The organism is Thauera carbonicopians, from assembly GCF_025699485.1.
Taxonomy (GTDB): Bacteria; Pseudomonadota; Gammaproteobacteria; order Burkholderiales; family Rhodocyclaceae; genus Thauera.
In genome coordinates this window covers 1-17118 of record NZ_JANUXN010000016.1, presented here as the reverse complement: position 1 = coordinate 17118, position 17118 = coordinate 1, and the positions used below count along the sequence as shown (strand labels likewise).

The window sequence follows — 17118 nt, the reverse complement described above, 5'->3', positions numbered from 1 at the left end:
CCCCCTTCCCGTCGGGATCGACGCGGCCAAGGCCTGGTTCAGTCCTTTTGTCCGGCTTCGTTCGGCCCGGCCCCGGTCACGCGCGTATGCAGCGTGCCGTCGGCCAGCTGTACGTCGACTGCCATGCCGGCACCGGCCTCGCCGACCGAACGCAGCACGCGGCCCCGGCTGTCGCGGGCGATGGCGTAGCCGCGCGCGAGCACGGATTCCGGGCAGAGGTGCTGCAGATGGGATGCCAGGGTTTCGAGCCGTTCCCGGCGCTGCCGCAGGCTTGCCTGCGCGGCGCGCTGCAGCTCGTGGCCGAGCTGCGCGACGAGCCGCCGGGTGCCGGACAGATCCGGCTGCAGCCTGGCCAGGCGCAGGCCGAGCGCGGTCTGGCGGAAGCGCGCCTGTTCGAGCCGGTGCTTCATGGCTCGTGCCAGCCTGCCGGCACGGGCATCGATGTCGGCCCTGGTCTGGCGCAGGCGCTCGCTTGGATGGACCAGGCGCAGCGAAGCCCTGTCCAGCCGCTGGGCCAGGGTTTCGAGCTGGCGTTCGATGCCGCGCTCGAGCCGCGGGCCGAGTGTGGCGATCTCCTGGTGCGCTGCATGCCAGCCCGCGCTGGCCAGTTCGGCTGCGCCGGTCGGTGTCGGTGCCCGAAGGTCGGCGGCGAAGTCGGCGATGGTGAAATCGGTCTCGTGGCCGACGCCGCTGACGACGGGCAGCGGACAGGCGCGCAGCGCGCGGGCGAGCGCTTCGTCGTTGAACGGCCACAGATCTTCCAGGCTGCCGCCGCCGCGCACCAGCAGCAGCACGTCGATGCCGTCCCGGTCGGCGCGTCTGCCTGCCGTGGCGATGGCCTGTGCAAGGCGCGGCGCCGCGTCGGCGCCCTGCACGGGTGCTGGATAAAGCACCAGCGGTAGATGCGGCGCGCGCCTGGCCAGCGTCACCAGCACGTCGCGCAGCGCGGCGGCGGCAGGCGAGGTGACGAGGCCGATGCCGCGCGGAAAGCGCGGCAGGACACGCTTGTTGCCGGCATCGAACAGGCCTTCGGCGGCAAGCCTGTCCTTGAGTTGGTTGAAAGCTTCGAACAGGTTGCCGATGCCGGCCTGGCGGACGCTTTCTATATTGAGCTGATAGTCGCCGCGCGCTTCGTACAGCGTCGTGAGCGCACGCACTTCGACCCGCATGCCGTTCTCGGGGCGGAAGGGCAGGAGTTGGGCGCGGTTGCGCCACATTGCGCAGCGCACCTGCGCATCGCTGTCCTTGAGGGTGAAGTAAAGGTGGCCGGAGGCCGCCCGGGTGAGATTGGAGATTTCGCCGCCCACCCACATCAACGGCAGGGCTGCCTCCAGCGCCTGGCGGGCGAGGCGGTTGAGCGCGGACACCGTAAGTATCGGGGCGGACAGCATTCCAGTCATGCGAGGGGCATCGCCAGGGGCGCGCGAGAAGTGGGGAGAAGCGCGGATTGTAGCGGAATCCACAGCTCCGCCAGGCTGTCAAGGGTCTTGCGGCAAGTCCTTGATCTACAAGGGGTGAGAAAATAAGTATTTGTTTTAATTGAAAATAATATATTGCACAAATTTTCATCGGAGTGTCTGAATGCTTGCAGCGACGGGCTTTGAGGCCCACATCCAGAAAAAACCCACAAACTTATCCACAGCTTCTGTGGATTGCTCGCCGGCTTGGTCCGGGTCCTGGGGGTAACGCGGGCGTTGCCGGTTTGGCATATCCCGCGTGGAAGCCCGGGCGGGGTCCGGGTTGGGCATATTCCACGTCTCGATACGCATCTTGCTTGTCGCCGCCGGCTTGCGGGCGCTAAAGTTCCGCTTTTGCGCAATAGGGGAGCAGCCAGCGTGTTCGCGATCATCCAGGAAGTGGGCTGGCCGATCTGGCCGTTGATTCTGGCTTCGGTCGTGGCGCTGGCGCTGATCATCGAGCGTTCGCTCAGCCTGCGGCGCTCGCGCGTGGTGCCGCCGGGCCTGCTGCAGAACGTGCTCGACGATCTGCGCAAGCAGGGCGTGTCCGATGCGATGACCGAGCGCGTCAACGCGCACTCCCCGCTCGGCCGCGTGCTGGCGGCGGGCCTGCGCAACGTCAGCAGTTCGCGCGAGGTCATGAAGGAATCGATCGAGGAAACCGGCCGTGCGGTCGCGCACGAACTCGAACGCTACCTGACCACACTCGGCACCATCGCCGCGATCAGCCCGCTGCTGGGGCTGTTCGGCACCATCATCGGCATGATCGACATCTTCGCCTCGCAGGGCGTCAGCGGCGCCAATCCTGCCCAACTCGCCCAGGGCATCTCGATCGCGCTGTACACCACCGGACTCGGCCTGATCATCGCCATTCCGGCGATGATCTTCTGGCGCCACTTCCGCGCCCTCGTCGACAGCTTCGTCATCGACATGGAGCAGCAGGCGGTGAAGCTGGTCGAAGTGGCGCATGGCGAGCGGCGCGACTGAGGGGCCGGCATGAACTTCCGCCGCGGCAGCCGCAACGAAGAGCCCGAGATCAACCTGATCCCGCTGATCGACGTGGTGCTCGTCATCATCATCTTCCTGATGCTGACGACGACCTTTTCCAAGGTGTCGGGGCTCGAGATCAACCTGCCGTCGGCCGAAGCAGAGGGCGTGGATACGGTGCCCAACGAGATCCTCGTCGCCGTGACCGCGGCCGGCGAAGTGCTGGTCAATCGCCAGCCGGTCGCCGAGCCGAGCGTGGAGTCGCTGGCTGCGGCGCTGGGCAAGGCCGCGCCGGGCGGCGGCGGCGAGCCGGTGATCGTGATCAATGCCGATGCCAAGGCTGCGCACCAGAACGTCATCGACGTGATGCAGGCGGCCCAGCGTGCCGGTTTCAGCCACGTGACCTTCGCCACCCAGGCGCCGGCGCAGTGAGCCGCTGAGGGGCGCGGACGATGGTGGCCCAGGCTCCGGCCTTCTGGCGCAGGCGCGACCTGCCGGCCCGGCTGCTGCAGCCGCTGTCCTGGCTGTTCGGCGCGCTGGCGCGGCGCCGTCGCCGGACGACACGGCCGGAGAGGCTGCCGGTACCGGTGATCGTCGTCGGCAACATCGCCGTCGGCGGCAGCGGCAAGACGCCGGTGGTGCAGTGGCTGGTGGCCCGACTGAGCGCGGCGGGCCGTCGTCCCGGCATCGTCAGCCGCGGACACGGCGGCCGGATCGAAGGCGTTGCCGCCGTGCCGGCCGATGGCGATCCCGCCGTCTATGGCGACGAACCGGTGCTGCTCGCCGCCAGTTGCGCTTGTCCGCTGGTCGTCGGCCGCGACCGGCCGGCGGCGGCGCGCGAACTGCTGCGCCTGCATCCCGAGTGCGACGTGATCGTGGCCGACGACGGCATGCAGCACTATCGTCTCGGGCGCGACGTCGAGATCGCCGTGGTCGACCCTGCCACCTTGGGCAATGGCCTGCTGCTGCCGGCCGGGCCGCTGCGCGAGCCGGTCGGGCGCCTGGCGGAAGTCGACGTCGTGATCGCCCACGGCACGCTGCCGCCGGCGCTGGTGGCGGCCCTCGGCGGCGTGCCGATCTTCCCGATGCAGTTGCGGGGCGGCGCCCTGCGTGCACTCGGGGCGCCGCAGCGAACCCTCGAACTGGAAGCGCTGCGCGGCCGCCGCGTGCATGCGGTGGCGGGCATCGGCCGGCCGCAGCGCTTCTTCGAGCAGCTTGAAACCGCCGGCCTGGTGGTGCTGAGGCATCCCTTCCCCGATCACCATGCTTTCACCCCGCCGGATCTGGCTTTCGCCGAAACCTTGCCGATCCTGATGACGGCCAAGGATGCGGTAAAATGCCGGGCTTTCGCGCCCGACGACTGCTGGGAGTTCCCGGTCGAGGCGCAGATCGGTTCGGGCGCCGCCGAACGCATTCTGGAGAAACTGGAGCATGGACGCACGTCTGCTTGAAATCCTCGTCTGCCCGTTGTGCAAGGGTCCGCTGGACTACCTGAAGGACAGGCAGGAACTGGTGTGCAAGGGCGACCGGCTCGCCTTTCCGATCCGCGACGGCATCCCGGTGATGCTCGACGAGGAAGCGCGCGCGATGAGCGCCGAGGAAGTCGACGCCCTGCGCGCGTGACGGAGGCCGAGATGGCGACGCCCGCGGTGAGCACTCCGTTCCGTATCGTCATTCCGGCGCGCCATGCGTCGACCCGCTTGCCGGGCAAGCCGCTGGCGGACATCTGCGGCAAGCCGATGATCGTGCGCGTGCTCGAACGCGTGCGCGCGGCGGGTGCGCAGGAAGTCTTGGTGGCGACCGATCATGAGGGGGTCCGCGACGCCGTGCTGGCCGCTGGCGGCGAGGTGGTGATGACGCGCGCCGACCATCCCAGCGGCACCGATCGCCTGGCCGAAGTGGCGATGCAGCGCGGCTGGGGCGACGAGGACATCGTCGTCAATGTGCAGGGCGACGAGCCGCTGATCGACCCGGCCATCGTGTCGGCGGTGGCCGCCGCGCTGGCCGACGACGCCGACGCCGCGATCGCCACCGCGGCGCATGCGCTGGCCGGGGTGGACGAGGCTTTCAACCCCAACGTGGTCAAGGTGGTGTGCGACGCCGCCGGCCGTGCGCTGTATTTTTCCCGCGCGCCGATTCCCTGGGCACGTGACGCCTTTGCCGCAGGGCGCGATGCCTTGCCTCAAGGTTTGCCTGAGGGCCTGCCGATGCTGCGCCACGTCGGCCTGTATGCCTACCGGGTGGGTTTCCTGCGCCGCTATGCCGATCTGGCGCCTTCGCCGATCGAGCACTGGGAGGCCCTGGAACAACTGCGAGCGCTGTGGCACGGCTACCGCATCCGCGTGCTCGAACTGGCGGCGGCACCGGCCGCCGGCGTCGATACGGCCGAGGATCTGGCGCGCGTCAGGCAGTCGTTTCGCATCGAAGGGGTTTGACCGGCGGCCACGCGTCGGTTAACTTCGCAGGGTTTCGCATAAAAGTACAAACAAGCGGCCGTGCTGCACGGCCGATATTCTTTTCTTCGGGAGGGTGTATGCGATTGATTCTGTTGGGACCGCCGGGAGCGGGCAAGGGTACGCAGGCCAATTTCATCAAGGAGAAGTTCGGCATTCCGCAGATTTCGACCGGTGACATGCTGCGCGCCGCGGTCAAAGCCGGCACGCCGCTCGGCATCGAGGCCAAGAAGGTGATGGATGCAGGTGGCCTGGTGTCGGACGACATCATCATCGGCCTGGTCAAGGATCGCCTGCAGCAGCCCGACTGTCAGGCCGGCTACATGTTCGACGGCTTCCCGCGCACCATTCCGCAGGCCGACGCGATGAAGGACGCCGGCGTGCCGATCGATTTCGTGCTCGAAATCGACGTGCCCGACAGCGAGATCGTCGAACGCATGAGCGGGCGCCGTGCCCACCTGGCGTCGGGCCGCACCTATCATGTCAAGTACAACCCGCCCAAGGTCGAGGGCAAGGACGACGTCACCGGCGAAGACCTGGTGCAGCGCGACGACGACAAGGAAGAGACGGTCAAGAAGCGTCTCGACGTCTACCACGCCCAGACCAAGCCGCTGGTCGAGTACTACAGCAAGTGGGCCGCTTCGGGCGACGCCAAGGCGCCCAAGGTGCGCAAGATCGAAGGCCTGGGTGCGGTCGAGGACATCACCGCGCGCGCGTTCGAAGCGCTGAAGTAAGCGCGCAATCCACGTTCCTGACGGCCGGCTCCCGTAGTGGGACCGGCCGTTTCGTTTGCTGATTCAGGCCTGGCGGCTTCCATCATGGCGCGATCGAATCTTCTCTACGCTCACTCCGGCGGCGTCACCGCCGTCATCAACGCCACGGCCAGTGCGGTGATTGGTGCTGCACGGGCTCATCCAGGACGCATCGGCAAGGTCCTGGCCGCCCATCGCGGCATTCTCGGCGTGCTGGCGGAAGACCTGATCGATACCGCTGCGCTCGACGACGCGGCGCTGCAGCGCCTGTCGCTGCGTCCGGGCGGGGTATTCGGCTCCTGCCGCTTCGACCTGCCCCGAGCCGATACGGCGGACGGCAAACGTGTGATGGACAGATTGTTCGAGGTCTTCGCCGCGCACGATATCGGCCATTTCATCTACAACGGCGGCAATGGCTCGATGGACGTGGTCGGGCGCCTGCGCGACGCGGCGCGGGAGCGCGGCTATCCGCTGGTCTGCATCGGCGCGCCGAAGACGGTGGATAACGACATCGCCGGCACCGACTGCTGCCCGGGCTTCGGCTCGGCGGCGAAGTATCTGGCGACCTCGATGCTGGAGGCCGGGCTGGACATCCGCTCCATGGTCGGCAGCCGGGGCAGCGTGTTCGTGATGGAAGTGATGGGGCGCAATACCGGCTGGCTCGCGGCGGCGACCGCGCTGGCCGCCGGTGGCGACGCCGATGCGCCGCCGCACATCGTGCTGGTGCCGGAAGCGGGCTTCGACGAGGAGGCGTTCCTGGCCGAAGTCCGGCGCGTCACCGAGCGCCTGGGCTATTGCGCGATCACGGTCGCCGAAGGCATCCGCAACGCCGACGGCAGCCTGATCATGGAGAAATCGCGCGACTCGCGCGGCTACGTCCAGCTCGGCGGCGCGGGCTCGGCCGTTGCGCGCATGATCCATGAGCGCCTGGGCTACAAGTTCCATTGGGCGATTCCCGACTATCTGCAGCGCGCCGGCGGACACTGGCTGTCGGCGGTGGACCGCGAGCAGGCGCTGGCGGTCGGGTGGGCAGCGGTCGAGATGGCGCTCGACGGACGCAATGGCTGCTTTCCGGCGATCCGGCGGCTCGGCGAAGCGCCGTACCGCTGGGAAGTCGGTACCGAGGACGCCGCCGCCATCGCCAACCTGGAGCGCACGCTGCCGGCGGCCTTCGTGCGCGCCGACGGCCTGCACGTCACCGCGGCGGCCTGCGATTACATCCGGCCGCTGATCGAGGGCGAGGTGCCGCAGCCCACCGCGGGTGGCCTGCCCGATTACGGCACGCTCGCCTTGCCGCCCGTGGCGCGGCGGCTGCCGCCCTGGCAGGCGTAGTCGCCACGCCGGTCCGCGCCTGTTTCCGGCGCCTGCCGGGCAATCCGGAGGCGGGCGTTCAGGCGCCGGCGGGCAGTGCGTCGGGCTTGGCGCCCGCCACCGGGCGCTCCGGCATGTAGGCCGCGATCTGGCACAGGATCGCAGCGACGTAGGGGATGCACTGCAGGCACAGGATGCCGACCCACAGCTGGGTCTCGAGGTTGTCGGCACCGCGCTGGGCGACCAGCGTGGCGGCGCCGAGCAGCAGCGCCACCAGCATGCCGATCTCTTCGCGGATCGGGTTGAAGAAGGCGAGCGCGCCGCCGCCGCGCCAGCCCTTGGGGGTGACGACGAACACGCCCTTCTTCTTGACCAGGCCGGCGAACACGCCGCGGGCGATGGCATGCGCCAGGCCGACCGACAGGATCGAGGCGCCGAGGATGTCCTTCCAGGGGCAGTCCATGGTGCGGCGGTACAGGATCGGGCCGAGCGCAGCCTTGAAGGCCATGAAGCCGAGGATGGGCAGCGCCAGCGCCGTCACCGGCAGGCCGAAGGACTTCGGGAACAGCAGGATGCCGAGCGTCCACGCCAGGCTGCCGAACGCGAACACCAGTTGCAGTGCATCCCCCAGCCAGGCGAACCAGCCGGTCAGGAAGTGGTAGCGCTGGGCCAGGTTGAGGTTGCTGCGGCCGATCATGTGCGGCAGGTGGGCCTTGAGAATCTGCATCGCGCCGAAGGCCCAGCGGAAGCGCTGGCTCTTGATCGCGGCAAAACCCGAGGGCGTCAGGCCGCGGCCGAGGACGTGGTCCACGTAGCGGGTGTCGTAGCCCTTTTCGATCAGGCGCAGGCCGAGCTCGGTGTCCTCGCAGATGCACCATTCCGACCAGCCGCCGACTTCCTCGAGCGCGAGGCGGCGCACCAGGGTCATGGTGCCGTGCTGGATCAGCGCGTTGCGCTCGTTGCGGTGGTGCATGCCGATGCGGAAGAAGCCGTCGAATTCCCAGTTGCACATGCGCTTGAACGGCTGGCCTTCCCAGTCGCGGTGGGCCTGGGGCGCCTGCACGACGGCGACGTCGGGCTTGTCGAAGTGCGGGATCAGGCTGGCCAGCCAGTCCGGATCGACGACGTAGTCGGCATCGACGACGCCGACCACTTCGGCGCGCGGGTCGGTGACCTTGAGGCCGTAGTTCAGCGCCCCGGCCTTGAAGCCGGGCCAGTTGGCGAGATGGAAGAAGCGGAAGCGCGGACCGAGTTCGGCGCAGCGCTTTTCCAGCGGCTTCCACAACGCTTCGTCGCGGGTGTTGTTGTCCAGCACCAGCACTTCGAAGTTCTGGTAGTTCAGCTTGGCCAGGCTGTCGAGGGTGGCGATCACCATCTCGGGCGGCTCGTTGTAACAGGCCAGGTGCACCGAGACGAAGGGCTGCTGGTCCGGGGCGTGCGGCGGCAGCGGCATGAAGCGGCGCTGCCACTGCTTCTTGAACAGCATCTCGCCGAACTCGAAGCCGTGCGACAGCAGCACCGCGGCGGTCAGGATGGTGGCGCCGATCAGCAGGCCGAGGCCGACGAGGTCGCGCTGGGTTAGGTAGTAGTCGACCGGCACGTTGAGGCCGACGATCAGCGTCGATACGCAGGCCTGGATCAGGCCGGCGAGGAAGACGCGGCCGAAGACGTTCCAGTCGGACAGGAAGAAGGCCACCAGTAACATCGGCAGGAAGGCGAGCGCCGCGGCATTCATGGCCTTCTTCGACCAGTGCGGGTCGCGTTCGACGATGCCTTCGAGAGCGAATTTCTGCTCGCGGTCGGCGTTGTACATGCCCCAGTAGGGGCCGGCCCAGCCTTCGACGTCGACTTTCCAGGGCTGGTCGATCGCTTCCATCAGGAAGTAGTCGATGCGCGCGGTGCGGGGGTGGGCGAGGAATTCGCGGATGAAGCGCGCCTGGTTGTCGAGCGAGGGAATGGCGGCGCCCAGCGTCGGTCCCTTGCTCGGCCAGCCGATTTCGCCGACCACGATCTTCTTGCGCGGGAAGGTCCTGGCCAGTTCGTCGTAGCGTTCGAAAGCGTAGTCGACGGCGGCCTCCACCGGCACGCCCTCGTGGTAGGGCAGCAGATGGACGGTGATGTAATCGACGTGCTCGACCAGTTCCGGATAGCGCAGCCAGACGTGCCAGGGTTCGGCAGTCGATACCGGCTTGCGCACGGCCTTGCGGACGCGGTCGAGGTAGCCGATGACGTCCTCGGGCTTGAGGTCGCCGCGCAGGATGGATTCGTTGCCGACCATCAGGCGTTCGACGTGGCGCATCTTGCGTGAAGCGTCGATCAGCGCCGTGATCTCGCGTTCGTTCTTTTCGAGGTCGGGGTCCAGCCAGGCGCCGGCGGTGACGTTCATGTCGCGCTGGCCGGCGAGCGTCAGCAGGACCGGCATGTCGGTGACGCCGTAGGTGCGCAGGCCGTCGGATGTGCGGGCGAGCAGGTCGAGGTCGGCGGTGAGTTCTTCCGTTGTCGGATAAGTGCCCTTCAGCGGGCTTTGATCGCGCTGGAAGCCGTTGTAGGCGAAGCCCTTGATGCTCTGATTGGTGCTGATGAACTCGGCGCCGCGGTTGAACTGCTGCCAGATCCAGTGCTGGAGGAAGGCGACGCCCGCGGCGATGGCGAGTGCGATCGCGATGCGATAGAGGAGCGAGGCGGCCTGTTTCATGTTCGAATCCTGAACGGCGTGGGGATGACGCCGAAAAACGGGTAAAACGCGGACAAAATGGAAAAGCCTATGCGATTGTGCGGACCTTGCTGCGTTGCATAAATGTTTTCGGCAGACAATCGACGATTCTGTCGCAGATGCTCGGTGCCGGCATTCTATGCACGCTTTCAGCTGCTTACGAGCCACATCCAGTGCCAATTTGCAACATCGTGCGATATCGTTGCCGAAGGTCTGATTTACAAGGAAAAGGCGGGATGAGGTGGAATAATTCGGGCAAATATGGTGTTGCAGCAATCCTGCTTTCGGCTCTGCTGGTGCTGGCCTCGGCCTGGGGCGTGCGTCATGGCCTGCTGGAAAACGGGGTGCTGCCGCGTGATTGCACCCTGCCCGATGCGCATGGCGGCCTGTGCCTATTCAAGACGGCTCTGGTGGAGAGTTTCCTGCATCAGCGCATGGGCTGGTTCAGCCTCGCCTGCGGCGGCCTGGCCTTCGTGCTGGGCCGGCGCTGGCTGGCCTGGGTCGGCTGGCTGAGCGGACTGGCCGGGCTGGTGCTGTACAGCTATGAGCCGGCCGCCGTCGGCAGCCTGCTGTCACTGCTGGTGCTCGCCCGTCCCGGGCAGCGAGCGGGCGAGAAGGGGGATGGCAAGGACGAGGCCGGTGGCCAGCCAGGCGACGGCCTGGGGGTTGGCCGGCTCGCTTGACCAGCGCCCGATCACCGAGATTGCGATGATTGCCGCGCAGATGCGCTCGGCGCGGCCGTGCACAGCCTGTGTCCAGCCGAGCACGCCGAGCAAGGCTGCGGGAGCGAGATAGAGCAGGGTCGGGAAGTCGCGGTAGCGCGGATCGACGAACAGCAGCAGTGCGGCGATGGCGGCGGCGAACAGCAGCAGGCCGCGTAGCAGACCGAGCGCGCCATCCGGCCAGCAGCCGGTGGAGGTCCGGCGCAGTGTCCGCCATGCTTGTTCGGCGCTGGGGATGGCGGCGCCGCGCCATGCGGCGAAGCCTGCGGCGAGCAGGATGCCGAGCAGCGCGACAGCGCCGAGCACCGTCCATTCGAGCGCATCCCGGTAGGCGAGGTGCGCATGTTCGGCATGGAGCACCGTGATCAGGCCGGTGGTGGCGCCGAGGACGATCAGCGCTGCCCGCCGCAGGGGGCCGCCCCAGGCAGTGCCGAGGCCGAGCAGCAGACCTGCCGCCGCGCCGGCGGCGAGGCCGGCGATGACGCTGCCCAGCCCCGAACGCTCGGCCACCGGGCCGGCGAACGGAAATTTCGGCTCCAGCGTCGAGGCGTCGAGCATGCCCCAGAAGCCGCCCACCGTGCCTTCGAGCCGGCGTTTCCAGGGCTGGTCGATGGCTTCGATCAGGTTGTAGTCCCAGCCCTGCGCATGGGCCTGGTGGACGAATTCCCTTACATATCGCGCCTGGTTGACCTGCGACGGACGCGACTCCTCGCGCTGGCGCCCCTGGCTCGGCCAGCCGGTTTCGCCGATCAGGACGTGCTTGCCGGCGAAGTGTTCGCCGACGTGCCTGCGGGTTGCGGCGACGTGTTCGAGCGCATCGGCGATGTCGACCGGTTCGTCCTCCCAGAAGGGCAGGATGTGGACGGTGACGAAGTCGACTTCCTGCGCCAGGCTGTCATGCTGCGTCCAGAATTCCCAGACGTCGGCGTAGGTGACCGGCACCTTGGCGCGCGCCTTGGCTTCGCGGATCAGCGCGCGCATTTCGTCTTCGCTGCGCTCGCGCCGCAGCAGCACTTCGTTGCCGACGATCAGGGCGCGGACGACGTCGGCATTGTCGTTGGCGAGTCCGATCGCACGCTCGAGCTCGGCGGTGTTCATTTCCCGGTCGTAGCCGATCCAGGCGCCGAGCAGCACCTGGACGCCGACTTCGCGCGCGATTTCGGGCACTTGTTCCAAGCCTTGATTGACCGAATACAGGCGCACGCAATCGGTGATCCCGGCCAGGGCGCTGAGGTCGGCATGGATCTGCTCGCGGGAAATGCGCAGGTTCGGATCGAAGGGGGTCTGCCCGGGGCGGTGGTAGGGAGCGTAGGAGACGCACTTCAGCTTTTCGCCGCCGGCCAGGCGAAGATCGTGCATGGGCACCGGGCGGGTCTGCCAGCCGACCCATGCGAGCAGGCCGGCGAGCAGGGCCAGGTGGCAAAGCAGCAGGGCGAGCCAGAGCGGCTTGCGGTCATCGTGGAGCTTCGGCATGGTGGATCGGTCTGCAGAGGCGGGCGGTGGAGATGAGGCCGTGGGGGAAAAAAGAAGCCACGCCCCAGGCGAGGCGTGGCTTCGGTGCGACAGGTGTGGATTCTACCGGACTCAGCTTTCGTAGTCGCTCATCGGCACGCAGGCGCAGAACAGGTTGCGGTCGCCATAGACGTCGTCGATGCGATTGACGCTGGGCCAGAACTTGTTTCCCGCCACCCAGGGCAGCGGGAACACTGCCTGCTCGCGCGAGTACGGGCGCGACCATTCGCCGATGAAATCGGCCTGGGTGTGCGGCGCGTTCTTCAGCGGATTGTCGTCCGCAGGCCAGGTGCCGTTCTCGATCTGGCGGATTTCCTCGTGGATCGCGATCATCGCGTCGGCGAAGCGCTCCAGTTCGTGCAGATCTTCCGACTCGGTCGGCTCGACCATGATGGTGCCGGCCACCGGGAAGGACATCGTCGGCGCGTGGAAGCCGTAGTCCATCAGGCGCTTGGCGATGTCGACCTCGCTGATGCCGGTCGCCGCCTTGATCGGGCGGATGTCGAGGATGCACTCGTGGGCGACGCGGCCCTGGCTGCCGGTGTAGAGCACCGGGTAGTGCTGCTGCAGCCGCGCGGCGAGATAGTTGGCGTTGAGGATCGCCACCTCGGTGGCACGCTTCAGCCCTTCGCCGCCCATCATCGTGATGTACATCCACGAGATCGGCAGGATGCTGGCCGAGCCGAAGGGCGCGGCGGAAACGGCGCCCTGGCCGAGGTTGGCCCGTCCGGCGTCGCCAGTCGGCTGCACGACGTGGTCGGCCATGAAGGGCGCGAGGTGCGCCGCCAGCGCGATCGGCCCCATACCCGGCCCGCCGCCGCCGTGTGGGATGCAGAAGGTCTTGTGCAGGTTCATGTGGGTGACGTCGGCGCCGATCGTGGCGGGCGAGGTCAGCCCGACTTGGGCGTTGAGGTTGGCGCCGTCCATGTAGACCTGGCCGCCGTGGGCATGGACGATCGCGCAGATTTCGCGGATCGACTCCTCGAACACGCCGTGGGTCGAGGGGTAGGTGATCATCAGCGCGGCGAGCCTGTCGGCGTGCTGCTCCGCCTTCGCCTTCAGGTCGGCGACATCGACGTTGCCGTTGTCGTCGCAATCGACGACGACCACCTGCATGCCGCACATCTGCGCGGTGGCGGGGTTGGTGCCGTGGGCCGAGCGCGGGATCAGGCAGACCGTGCGCTGGGTATCGCCGCGGCTGGCATGGTAGCGCGCGATCGCCACCAGACCGGCGTATTCGCCCTGGGCGCCGGAGTTGGGCTGCATGCAGACCGCGGGGAGGCCGGTGATCGCGCGCAGATGGTCGGCCAGGCCTTCGATCATCTCGAGATAGCCCGCAGCCTGCTCGCGCGGCGCAAAGGGGTGCAGGTTGGCGAACTCGGGCCAGGTCACCGGGATCATCTCGCTGGTGGCGTTGAGCTTCATCGTGCACGAGCCGAGCGAAATCATCGAATGGTCGAGCGCGAGGTCGCGGTTCTGCAGCTTCTTCAGATAGCGCAGCATCTCGTGCTCGGTGTGGTGGGTGTTGAACACCGGATGCGACAGGATCGCGTCGCCGCGCAGCAGCGCCGGCGGGAGTCGGCCGCCGGCCTGGGCCACGCGCGTATCGAGCGCATCCAGCGCGCTGACGTCAGCGGCAGCGGCGCCGAAGCAAGCCAGTATTGCGGCGATGTCGTCGCGGGTGGTGGTTTCATCGACCGACAGGCCGAGGCGGCGGTCCGACACCCGGCGCAGGTTGTAGCCGGCGGCGAGGGCGGCGTCGGCAATGGCAGTGGTGCGGGGGCCGGTGTCGACTTCGATAGTGTCGAAGAAGGCATTGCTGCCGGCGTCGAAGCCGGCGTCGCTCAGGCCGGCGGCGAGCATCGCGGCGAAGCGGTGGATGCGCGCAGCGATGGTGCGCAGCCCCTGCGGGCCGTGATAGACGGCGTAGAAGCCGGCCATGTTGGCGAGCAGCACCTGGGAGGTGCAGATGTTGGAGTTCGCCTTCTCGCGGCGGATGTGCTGTTCGCGCGTCTGCAGTGCCATGCGCAGCGCGGTCTTGCCGCGGGCGTCCTTCGAGACGCCGATGATGCGGCCCGGCATCGAGCGCACATGGGCTTCGCGGGTGGCGAAGAAGGCGGCGTGCGGGCCGCCGAAGCCCATCGGCACGCCGAAGCGCTGCGCCGAGCCGAGCGCGATGTCCGCACCCATGGCGCCCGGGCTCTTCAGCAGCACCAGCGCCATCAGGTCCGAGGCGACGGCGACGACGGTGCCCTTGGCCTTGGCCGCGGTGATGGTTTCGCTCAGGTCCGTGACTTCGCCGCGGGCGTTCGGGTATTGCAGCAGCGCGCCGAAGACCTCGTGCAGGGCGGCATCCTCCGCCTTGCCGAACACCAGTTCATAGCCGAAATAGTGGGCGCGGGTGCGGACCACGTCGATCGTCTGCGGGAAGCAGGCTTCGTCGATGAAAAAGGCGTTCGATTTGGACTTCGACACCCGGCGCGCCATCGTCATCGCCTCGGCGGCAGCGGTGGCTTCGTCCAGCAGTGAGGCGTTGGCGAGTTCCAGGCCGGTGAGGTCGATCACCATCTGCTGGTAGGTCAGCAGCGCTTCGAGGCGGCCTTGCGATATCTCGGCCTGGTAGGGGGTGTAGGCGGTGTACCAGCCCGGGTTTTCCATGACGTTGCGCAGGATCACCGCCGGCGTGTGCGTGCCGTAATAGCCCATGCCGATCATGGACTTGTTGACGACGTTGCGGCCGGCGATGGCCTTCAGCCTGGCGAGCGCCTCGTGTTCCGGCGTCGCCGCGGCGAGCGGCAGCGGCGCTTCGAGGCGGATGCCCGTGGGTACGGTCTGCTCGATCAGGCTGTCGAGATTGCCGACGCCGAGTGTCGCGCACATGCGTGCGACCTCGTCGGCGTTCGGTCCGAGATGGCGATGGATGAAGGCATCGCGCTGCTCCAGCCGGGCGAGCGGAGCAGAAAGCAGGGAGTCGGTCATGGTCGGTCGGAAAACTCGGGCGTGGGTGTTCAGGCCTGGGCGATTTCGGCGGCGTAGCCGGTGGCGTCCATCAGGGCATCGACATCGGCAGCATTGGCCGGCTCGAGCTTGAACAGCCAGTTGGCGTAGGCGTCGGCATTGACGCTTTCGGGGGCGTCGGCCACGTCCTGGTTGGCGGCAATGATTTCGCCGGCGACGGGCGCGTAGATGTCGGATGCGGCCTTGACGGATTCGATCACGGCACATGCTTCGCCGGCGCTGACGCTGCGGCCGGCTTCGGGCAGTTCGAGGAAGACGACGTCACCCAGCGCCTCCTGGGCGTGGTCGGTGACGCCGATGGTCAGGCTGCCGTCGTCTTCGACGCGGATCCATTCGTGGGACTTGGTGTACTTCAGTTCGTTGGGGATGTTGCTCATGAGAGGTTCTCCGGACTGGATCGAATGAAGGGACCGGATGTTTGGCGACCGGTCCCGTGGAATGGTGCTTGTATGCTCAGACGAGCGGCTTGCCGTTGCGAACGAAGGGAAGCTTGACCGTACGGGCCTTTAGCCGCTTGCCGCGGATCTTGACTTCGACGTCTTCGCCTGCCTGCGTCGCAAGCGGGACGCGGACGAAGCCGATGGAACGTTCGAGCGTCGGCGAGAAGCTGCCGCTGGTGGTTTCGCCTTCGCCGGCAGCCGTGAAGACCTTCATGTGGGCGCGCAGCACGCCCTTGTCCTCGAGGATCAGGCCGAGCAGACGGCGGCTGGCAGCTGCGGCTTCCAGCGCGGCGCGGCCGACGAAGCCGCGGTTTTCGTCCTTTAGATCGACGGTCCAGGACAGGCCGGAATCCAGCGGCGAAACGCTCTCGTCCATGTCCTGCCCATACAGATTCATGCCGGCTTCCAGGCGCAGCGTGTCCCGCGCGCCCAAGCCGCAGGGCTTCACGCCGGCGGCGGCGAGGGCTTGCCACATGCTTTCCGCGCGGCTGGCCGGCAGGGTGATCTCGAGACCGTCTTCGCCGGTGTAACCGGTGCGCGCAATCAGTAGTTCGCCGGCGCGAACGGCACTGAACGGTGAGGGGAGGTCTTGTGTGGACAGTTCGGGAATCGCAGTGCGGGCGCGTTCGATCGCCTGCGGGCCCTGGATTGCGATCATCGCCAGGTCGCGCCTGCTGGTCAGCGTCACGTTGGCGCCGGTGCCGGCGATGCGTGTGCGCATCCAGGCGACGTCCTTGTCGGCCGTGCCGGCGTTGACGACGATGCGATAGTCGTCGGCACCGAAGCGATAAACGATCAGGTCGTCGATGACGCCGCCCTGTTCATTGAGCATGCAGGAGTAGAGCGCTTTGCCCGAGTCGCTCAGCTTGGCGACGTCGTTGGCAAGCAGTCCGCGCAGGAAGGGCGTTGCGTCCGGGCCCGTCAGATCGAGCGCCAGCATGTGCGATACGTCGAACATGCCCGCATCGCGGCGCACCGCGTGGTGCTCCTCGATCTGCGAGCCATAGTTGACCGGCATGTCCCAGCCGGCGAAGTCGACCATGCGTGCGCCGGTGGCGACATGGGTTGCATGGAGCGGGGTGTGCCTGGAAGAGGTGCTCATCGTTGCGGCTCCGGTAGTCGTGAACGAAAAAGGGCGAACGCGGCCAGTTTGCCGGATTCGCCCCATCTGTCCCTTGTACCTGAGAGATTTCGCCCTGAGCCGCTGCGTCAAGCGTATCTATATATAGATAGATGTTCCTGAACGCTGAGCGCGGCAAAGACCCGGGCGGTGCCCCTTCGGTGGGTGCGTCACGCCGTCGGGCGTCCGCACCGCTCTCCAGACTTGCACTTCGCACGCGGTCCTTTTGCCTGAGCGGTTCCGGGGGGTTGCGCCTTCGGCGACTCCGTGTCGGGAGTTCTCTCCCGCGTGTCGCGCGCAAGATAGCACATCGCGGCATGGCGTGAACAGCATGACTCGCGTTGATGGCGCGATCGTGAATGCCTTTTCTCGGTGCTTGGCAGTACTGTCCCGGACCGGAGAAGTGCGCTGCATTGGTGGCGTGCAGGGAAAATTTGGATGCGTTTCACTTTGTGCTTGCGCTTTTATTTTTGGTGTCTATAATGCCGATCTTTCTCGCGGCGCCCGGGTTTGATTTCGGGTGATGCGGGGCTTCCGGGTGGGTTTGGAGGCGGGCTTTTTCGGGTTGTTTTTCTGGTTTTTGTTTTTCAGGAAGGCGGTTCGGGGTGGTTGACAGGGAGTTGTCTGTTGGTC

Annotated in this window: 15 protein-coding genes and 1 riboswitch; of the genes, 8 read left to right on the top strand and 7 right to left on the bottom strand. The window is 67.2% G+C overall.

What is annotated here, in order from left to right; all coding sequences use genetic code 11:
* Positions 1–38: 38 nt before the first annotated feature.
* Positions 39–1391 carry an exodeoxyribonuclease VII large subunit gene (xseA, locus tag NX068_RS16660; protein WP_263462453.1) on the bottom strand — a complete coding sequence of 451 codons (1353 nt, stop codon included), beginning with the start codon at positions 1389–1391 and terminating at the stop codon, positions 39–41.
* Between the two features lie 444 nt (positions 1392–1835).
* On the opposite strand from xseA, the gene NX068_RS16655 reads away from it, so the two are divergent.
* The 7 genes from NX068_RS16655 to NX068_RS16625 all read left to right on the top strand — a co-directional run bounded on the left by NX068_RS16655 (position 1836) and on the right by NX068_RS16625 (position 6981).
* Complete coding sequence (locus NX068_RS16655) at positions 1836–2444, top strand: MotA/TolQ/ExbB proton channel family protein (RefSeq protein ID WP_263462382.1); 609 nt, start codon at positions 1836–1838, stop codon at positions 2442–2444.
* Positions 2445–2453: 9 nt separating this feature from the next.
* Complete coding sequence (locus tag NX068_RS16650; RefSeq protein WP_263462381.1) at positions 2454–2876, top strand: ExbD/TolR family protein; 423 nt, start codon at positions 2454–2456, stop codon at positions 2874–2876.
* A 20-nt stretch (positions 2877–2896) separates the two neighbouring features.
* On the top strand, positions 2897–3895 hold the full coding sequence (gene lpxK / locus NX068_RS16645; RefSeq protein ID WP_263462380.1) for a tetraacyldisaccharide 4'-kinase: 999 nt from the start codon (positions 2897–2899) through the stop codon (positions 3893–3895).
* On the top strand, positions 3876–4067 hold the full coding sequence (locus NX068_RS16640) for a Trm112 family protein (protein WP_263462379.1): 192 nt from the start codon (positions 3876–3878) through the stop codon (positions 4065–4067). Before lpxK ends, NX068_RS16640 begins: the two co-directional genes overlap by 20 nt.
* Positions 4068–4078: 11 nt before the next feature.
* Positions 4079–4879 carry a 3-deoxy-manno-octulosonate cytidylyltransferase gene (gene kdsB / locus NX068_RS16635; RefSeq protein ID WP_263462378.1) on the top strand — a complete coding sequence of 267 codons (801 nt, stop codon included), beginning with the start codon at positions 4079–4081 and terminating at the stop codon, positions 4877–4879.
* A gap of 98 nt (positions 4880–4977) precedes the next feature.
* Positions 4978–5631, top strand: coding sequence for an adenylate kinase (adk, locus tag NX068_RS16630; RefSeq protein WP_263462377.1), 654 nt, complete (start codon positions 4978–4980; stop codon positions 5629–5631).
* A gap of 84 nt (positions 5632–5715) precedes the next feature.
* Positions 5716–6981 (top strand): 6-phosphofructokinase, encoded by a 1266-nt coding sequence (locus NX068_RS16625; protein WP_263462376.1) that lies wholly within the window; start codon positions 5716–5718, stop codon positions 6979–6981.
* A gap of 58 nt (positions 6982–7039) precedes the next feature.
* Here the strand turns inward: NX068_RS16625 and NX068_RS16620 are convergent, their stop codons facing one another.
* Positions 7040–9655, bottom strand: a complete 2616-nt coding sequence (locus tag NX068_RS16620; protein WP_263462375.1) for a glycosyltransferase — start codon at positions 9653–9655, stop codon at positions 7040–7042.
* Positions 9656–9909: 254 nt separating this feature from the next.
* Between NX068_RS16620 and NX068_RS16615 the strand changes: the two genes are divergently transcribed.
* Entirely contained in the window at positions 9910–10356 is a 447-nt protein-coding gene (locus NX068_RS16615; protein ID WP_263462374.1) for a hypothetical protein, read from the top strand.
* Here the strand turns inward: NX068_RS16615 and NX068_RS16610 are convergent.
* The 5 genes from NX068_RS16610 to NX068_RS16590 form a co-directional block, all read right to left on the bottom strand.
* Positions 10246–11868 (bottom strand): glycoside hydrolase family 17 protein, encoded by a 1623-nt coding sequence (locus NX068_RS16610; RefSeq protein ID WP_263462373.1) that lies wholly within the window; start codon positions 11866–11868, stop codon positions 10246–10248. The two genes, NX068_RS16615 and NX068_RS16610, sit on opposite strands and share 111 nt — an antisense overlap.
* A gap of 111 nt (positions 11869–11979) precedes the next feature.
* Entirely contained in the window at positions 11980–14886 is a 2907-nt protein-coding gene (gene gcvP / locus NX068_RS16605; protein WP_263462372.1) for an aminomethyl-transferring glycine dehydrogenase, read from the bottom strand.
* Between the two features lie 29 nt (positions 14887–14915).
* Positions 14916–15302: a glycine cleavage system protein GcvH gene (gene gcvH / locus NX068_RS16600; protein WP_263462371.1), complete on the bottom strand. Its 387-nt coding sequence runs from the start codon at positions 15300–15302 to the stop codon at positions 14916–14918.
* 76 nt (positions 15303–15378) lie between these two features.
* Positions 15379–16467, bottom strand: a complete 1089-nt coding sequence (gene gcvT, locus NX068_RS16595) for a glycine cleavage system aminomethyltransferase GcvT (RefSeq protein ID WP_263462370.1) — start codon at positions 16465–16467, stop codon at positions 15379–15381.
* Positions 16468–16693: 226 nt separating this feature from the next.
* Positions 16694–16782, bottom strand: a riboswitch (glycine riboswitch).
* A 148-nt stretch (positions 16783–16930) separates the two neighbouring features.
* A partial coding sequence (locus tag NX068_RS16590) for a hypothetical protein (protein WP_263462369.1) occupies positions 16931–17118 on the bottom strand: 188 nt, incomplete at its 5' end.

What these genes read in the sequence shown, in the direction of transcription:
- NX068_RS16615 (WP_263462374.1), top strand. Translation starts at nt 9,910, where the DNA reads ATGAGGTGGAATAATTCGGGCAAATATGGTGTTGCAGCAATCCTGCTT.
- NX068_RS16640 (WP_263462379.1), top strand. Translation starts at nt 3,876, where the DNA reads ATGGACGCACGTCTGCTTGAAATCCTCGTCTGCCCGTTGTGCAAGGGT.
- NX068_RS16620 (WP_263462375.1), bottom strand. Translation starts at nt 9,655, where the DNA reads ATGAAACAGGCCGCCTCGCTCCTCTATCGCATCGCGATCGCACTCGCC.
- lpxK (WP_263462380.1), top strand. Translation starts at nt 2,897, where the DNA reads ATGGTGGCCCAGGCTCCGGCCTTCTGGCGCAGGCGCGACCTGCCGGCC.
- NX068_RS16650 (WP_263462381.1), top strand. Translation starts at nt 2,454, where the DNA reads ATGAACTTCCGCCGCGGCAGCCGCAACGAAGAGCCCGAGATCAACCTG.
- gcvT (WP_263462370.1), bottom strand. Translation starts at nt 16,467, where the DNA reads ATGAGCACCTCTTCCAGGCACACCCCGCTCCATGCAACCCATGTCGCC.
- NX068_RS16625 (WP_263462376.1), top strand. Translation starts at nt 5,716, where the DNA reads ATGGCGCGATCGAATCTTCTCTACGCTCACTCCGGCGGCGTCACCGCC.
- adk (WP_263462377.1), top strand. Translation starts at nt 4,978, where the DNA reads ATGCGATTGATTCTGTTGGGACCGCCGGGAGCGGGCAAGGGTACGCAG.
- xseA (WP_263462453.1), bottom strand. Translation starts at nt 1,391, where the DNA reads ATGCTGTCCGCCCCGATACTTACGGTGTCCGCGCTCAACCGCCTCGCC.
- kdsB (WP_263462378.1), top strand. Translation starts at nt 4,079, where the DNA reads ATGGCGACGCCCGCGGTGAGCACTCCGTTCCGTATCGTCATTCCGGCG.
- NX068_RS16610 (WP_263462373.1), bottom strand. Translation starts at nt 11,868, where the DNA reads ATGCCGAAGCTCCACGATGACCGCAAGCCGCTCTGGCTCGCCCTGCTG.
- gcvP (WP_263462372.1), bottom strand. Translation starts at nt 14,886, where the DNA reads ATGACCGACTCCCTGCTTTCTGCTCCGCTCGCCCGGCTGGAGCAGCGC.
- gcvH (WP_263462371.1), bottom strand. Translation starts at nt 15,302, where the DNA reads ATGAGCAACATCCCCAACGAACTGAAGTACACCAAGTCCCACGAATGG.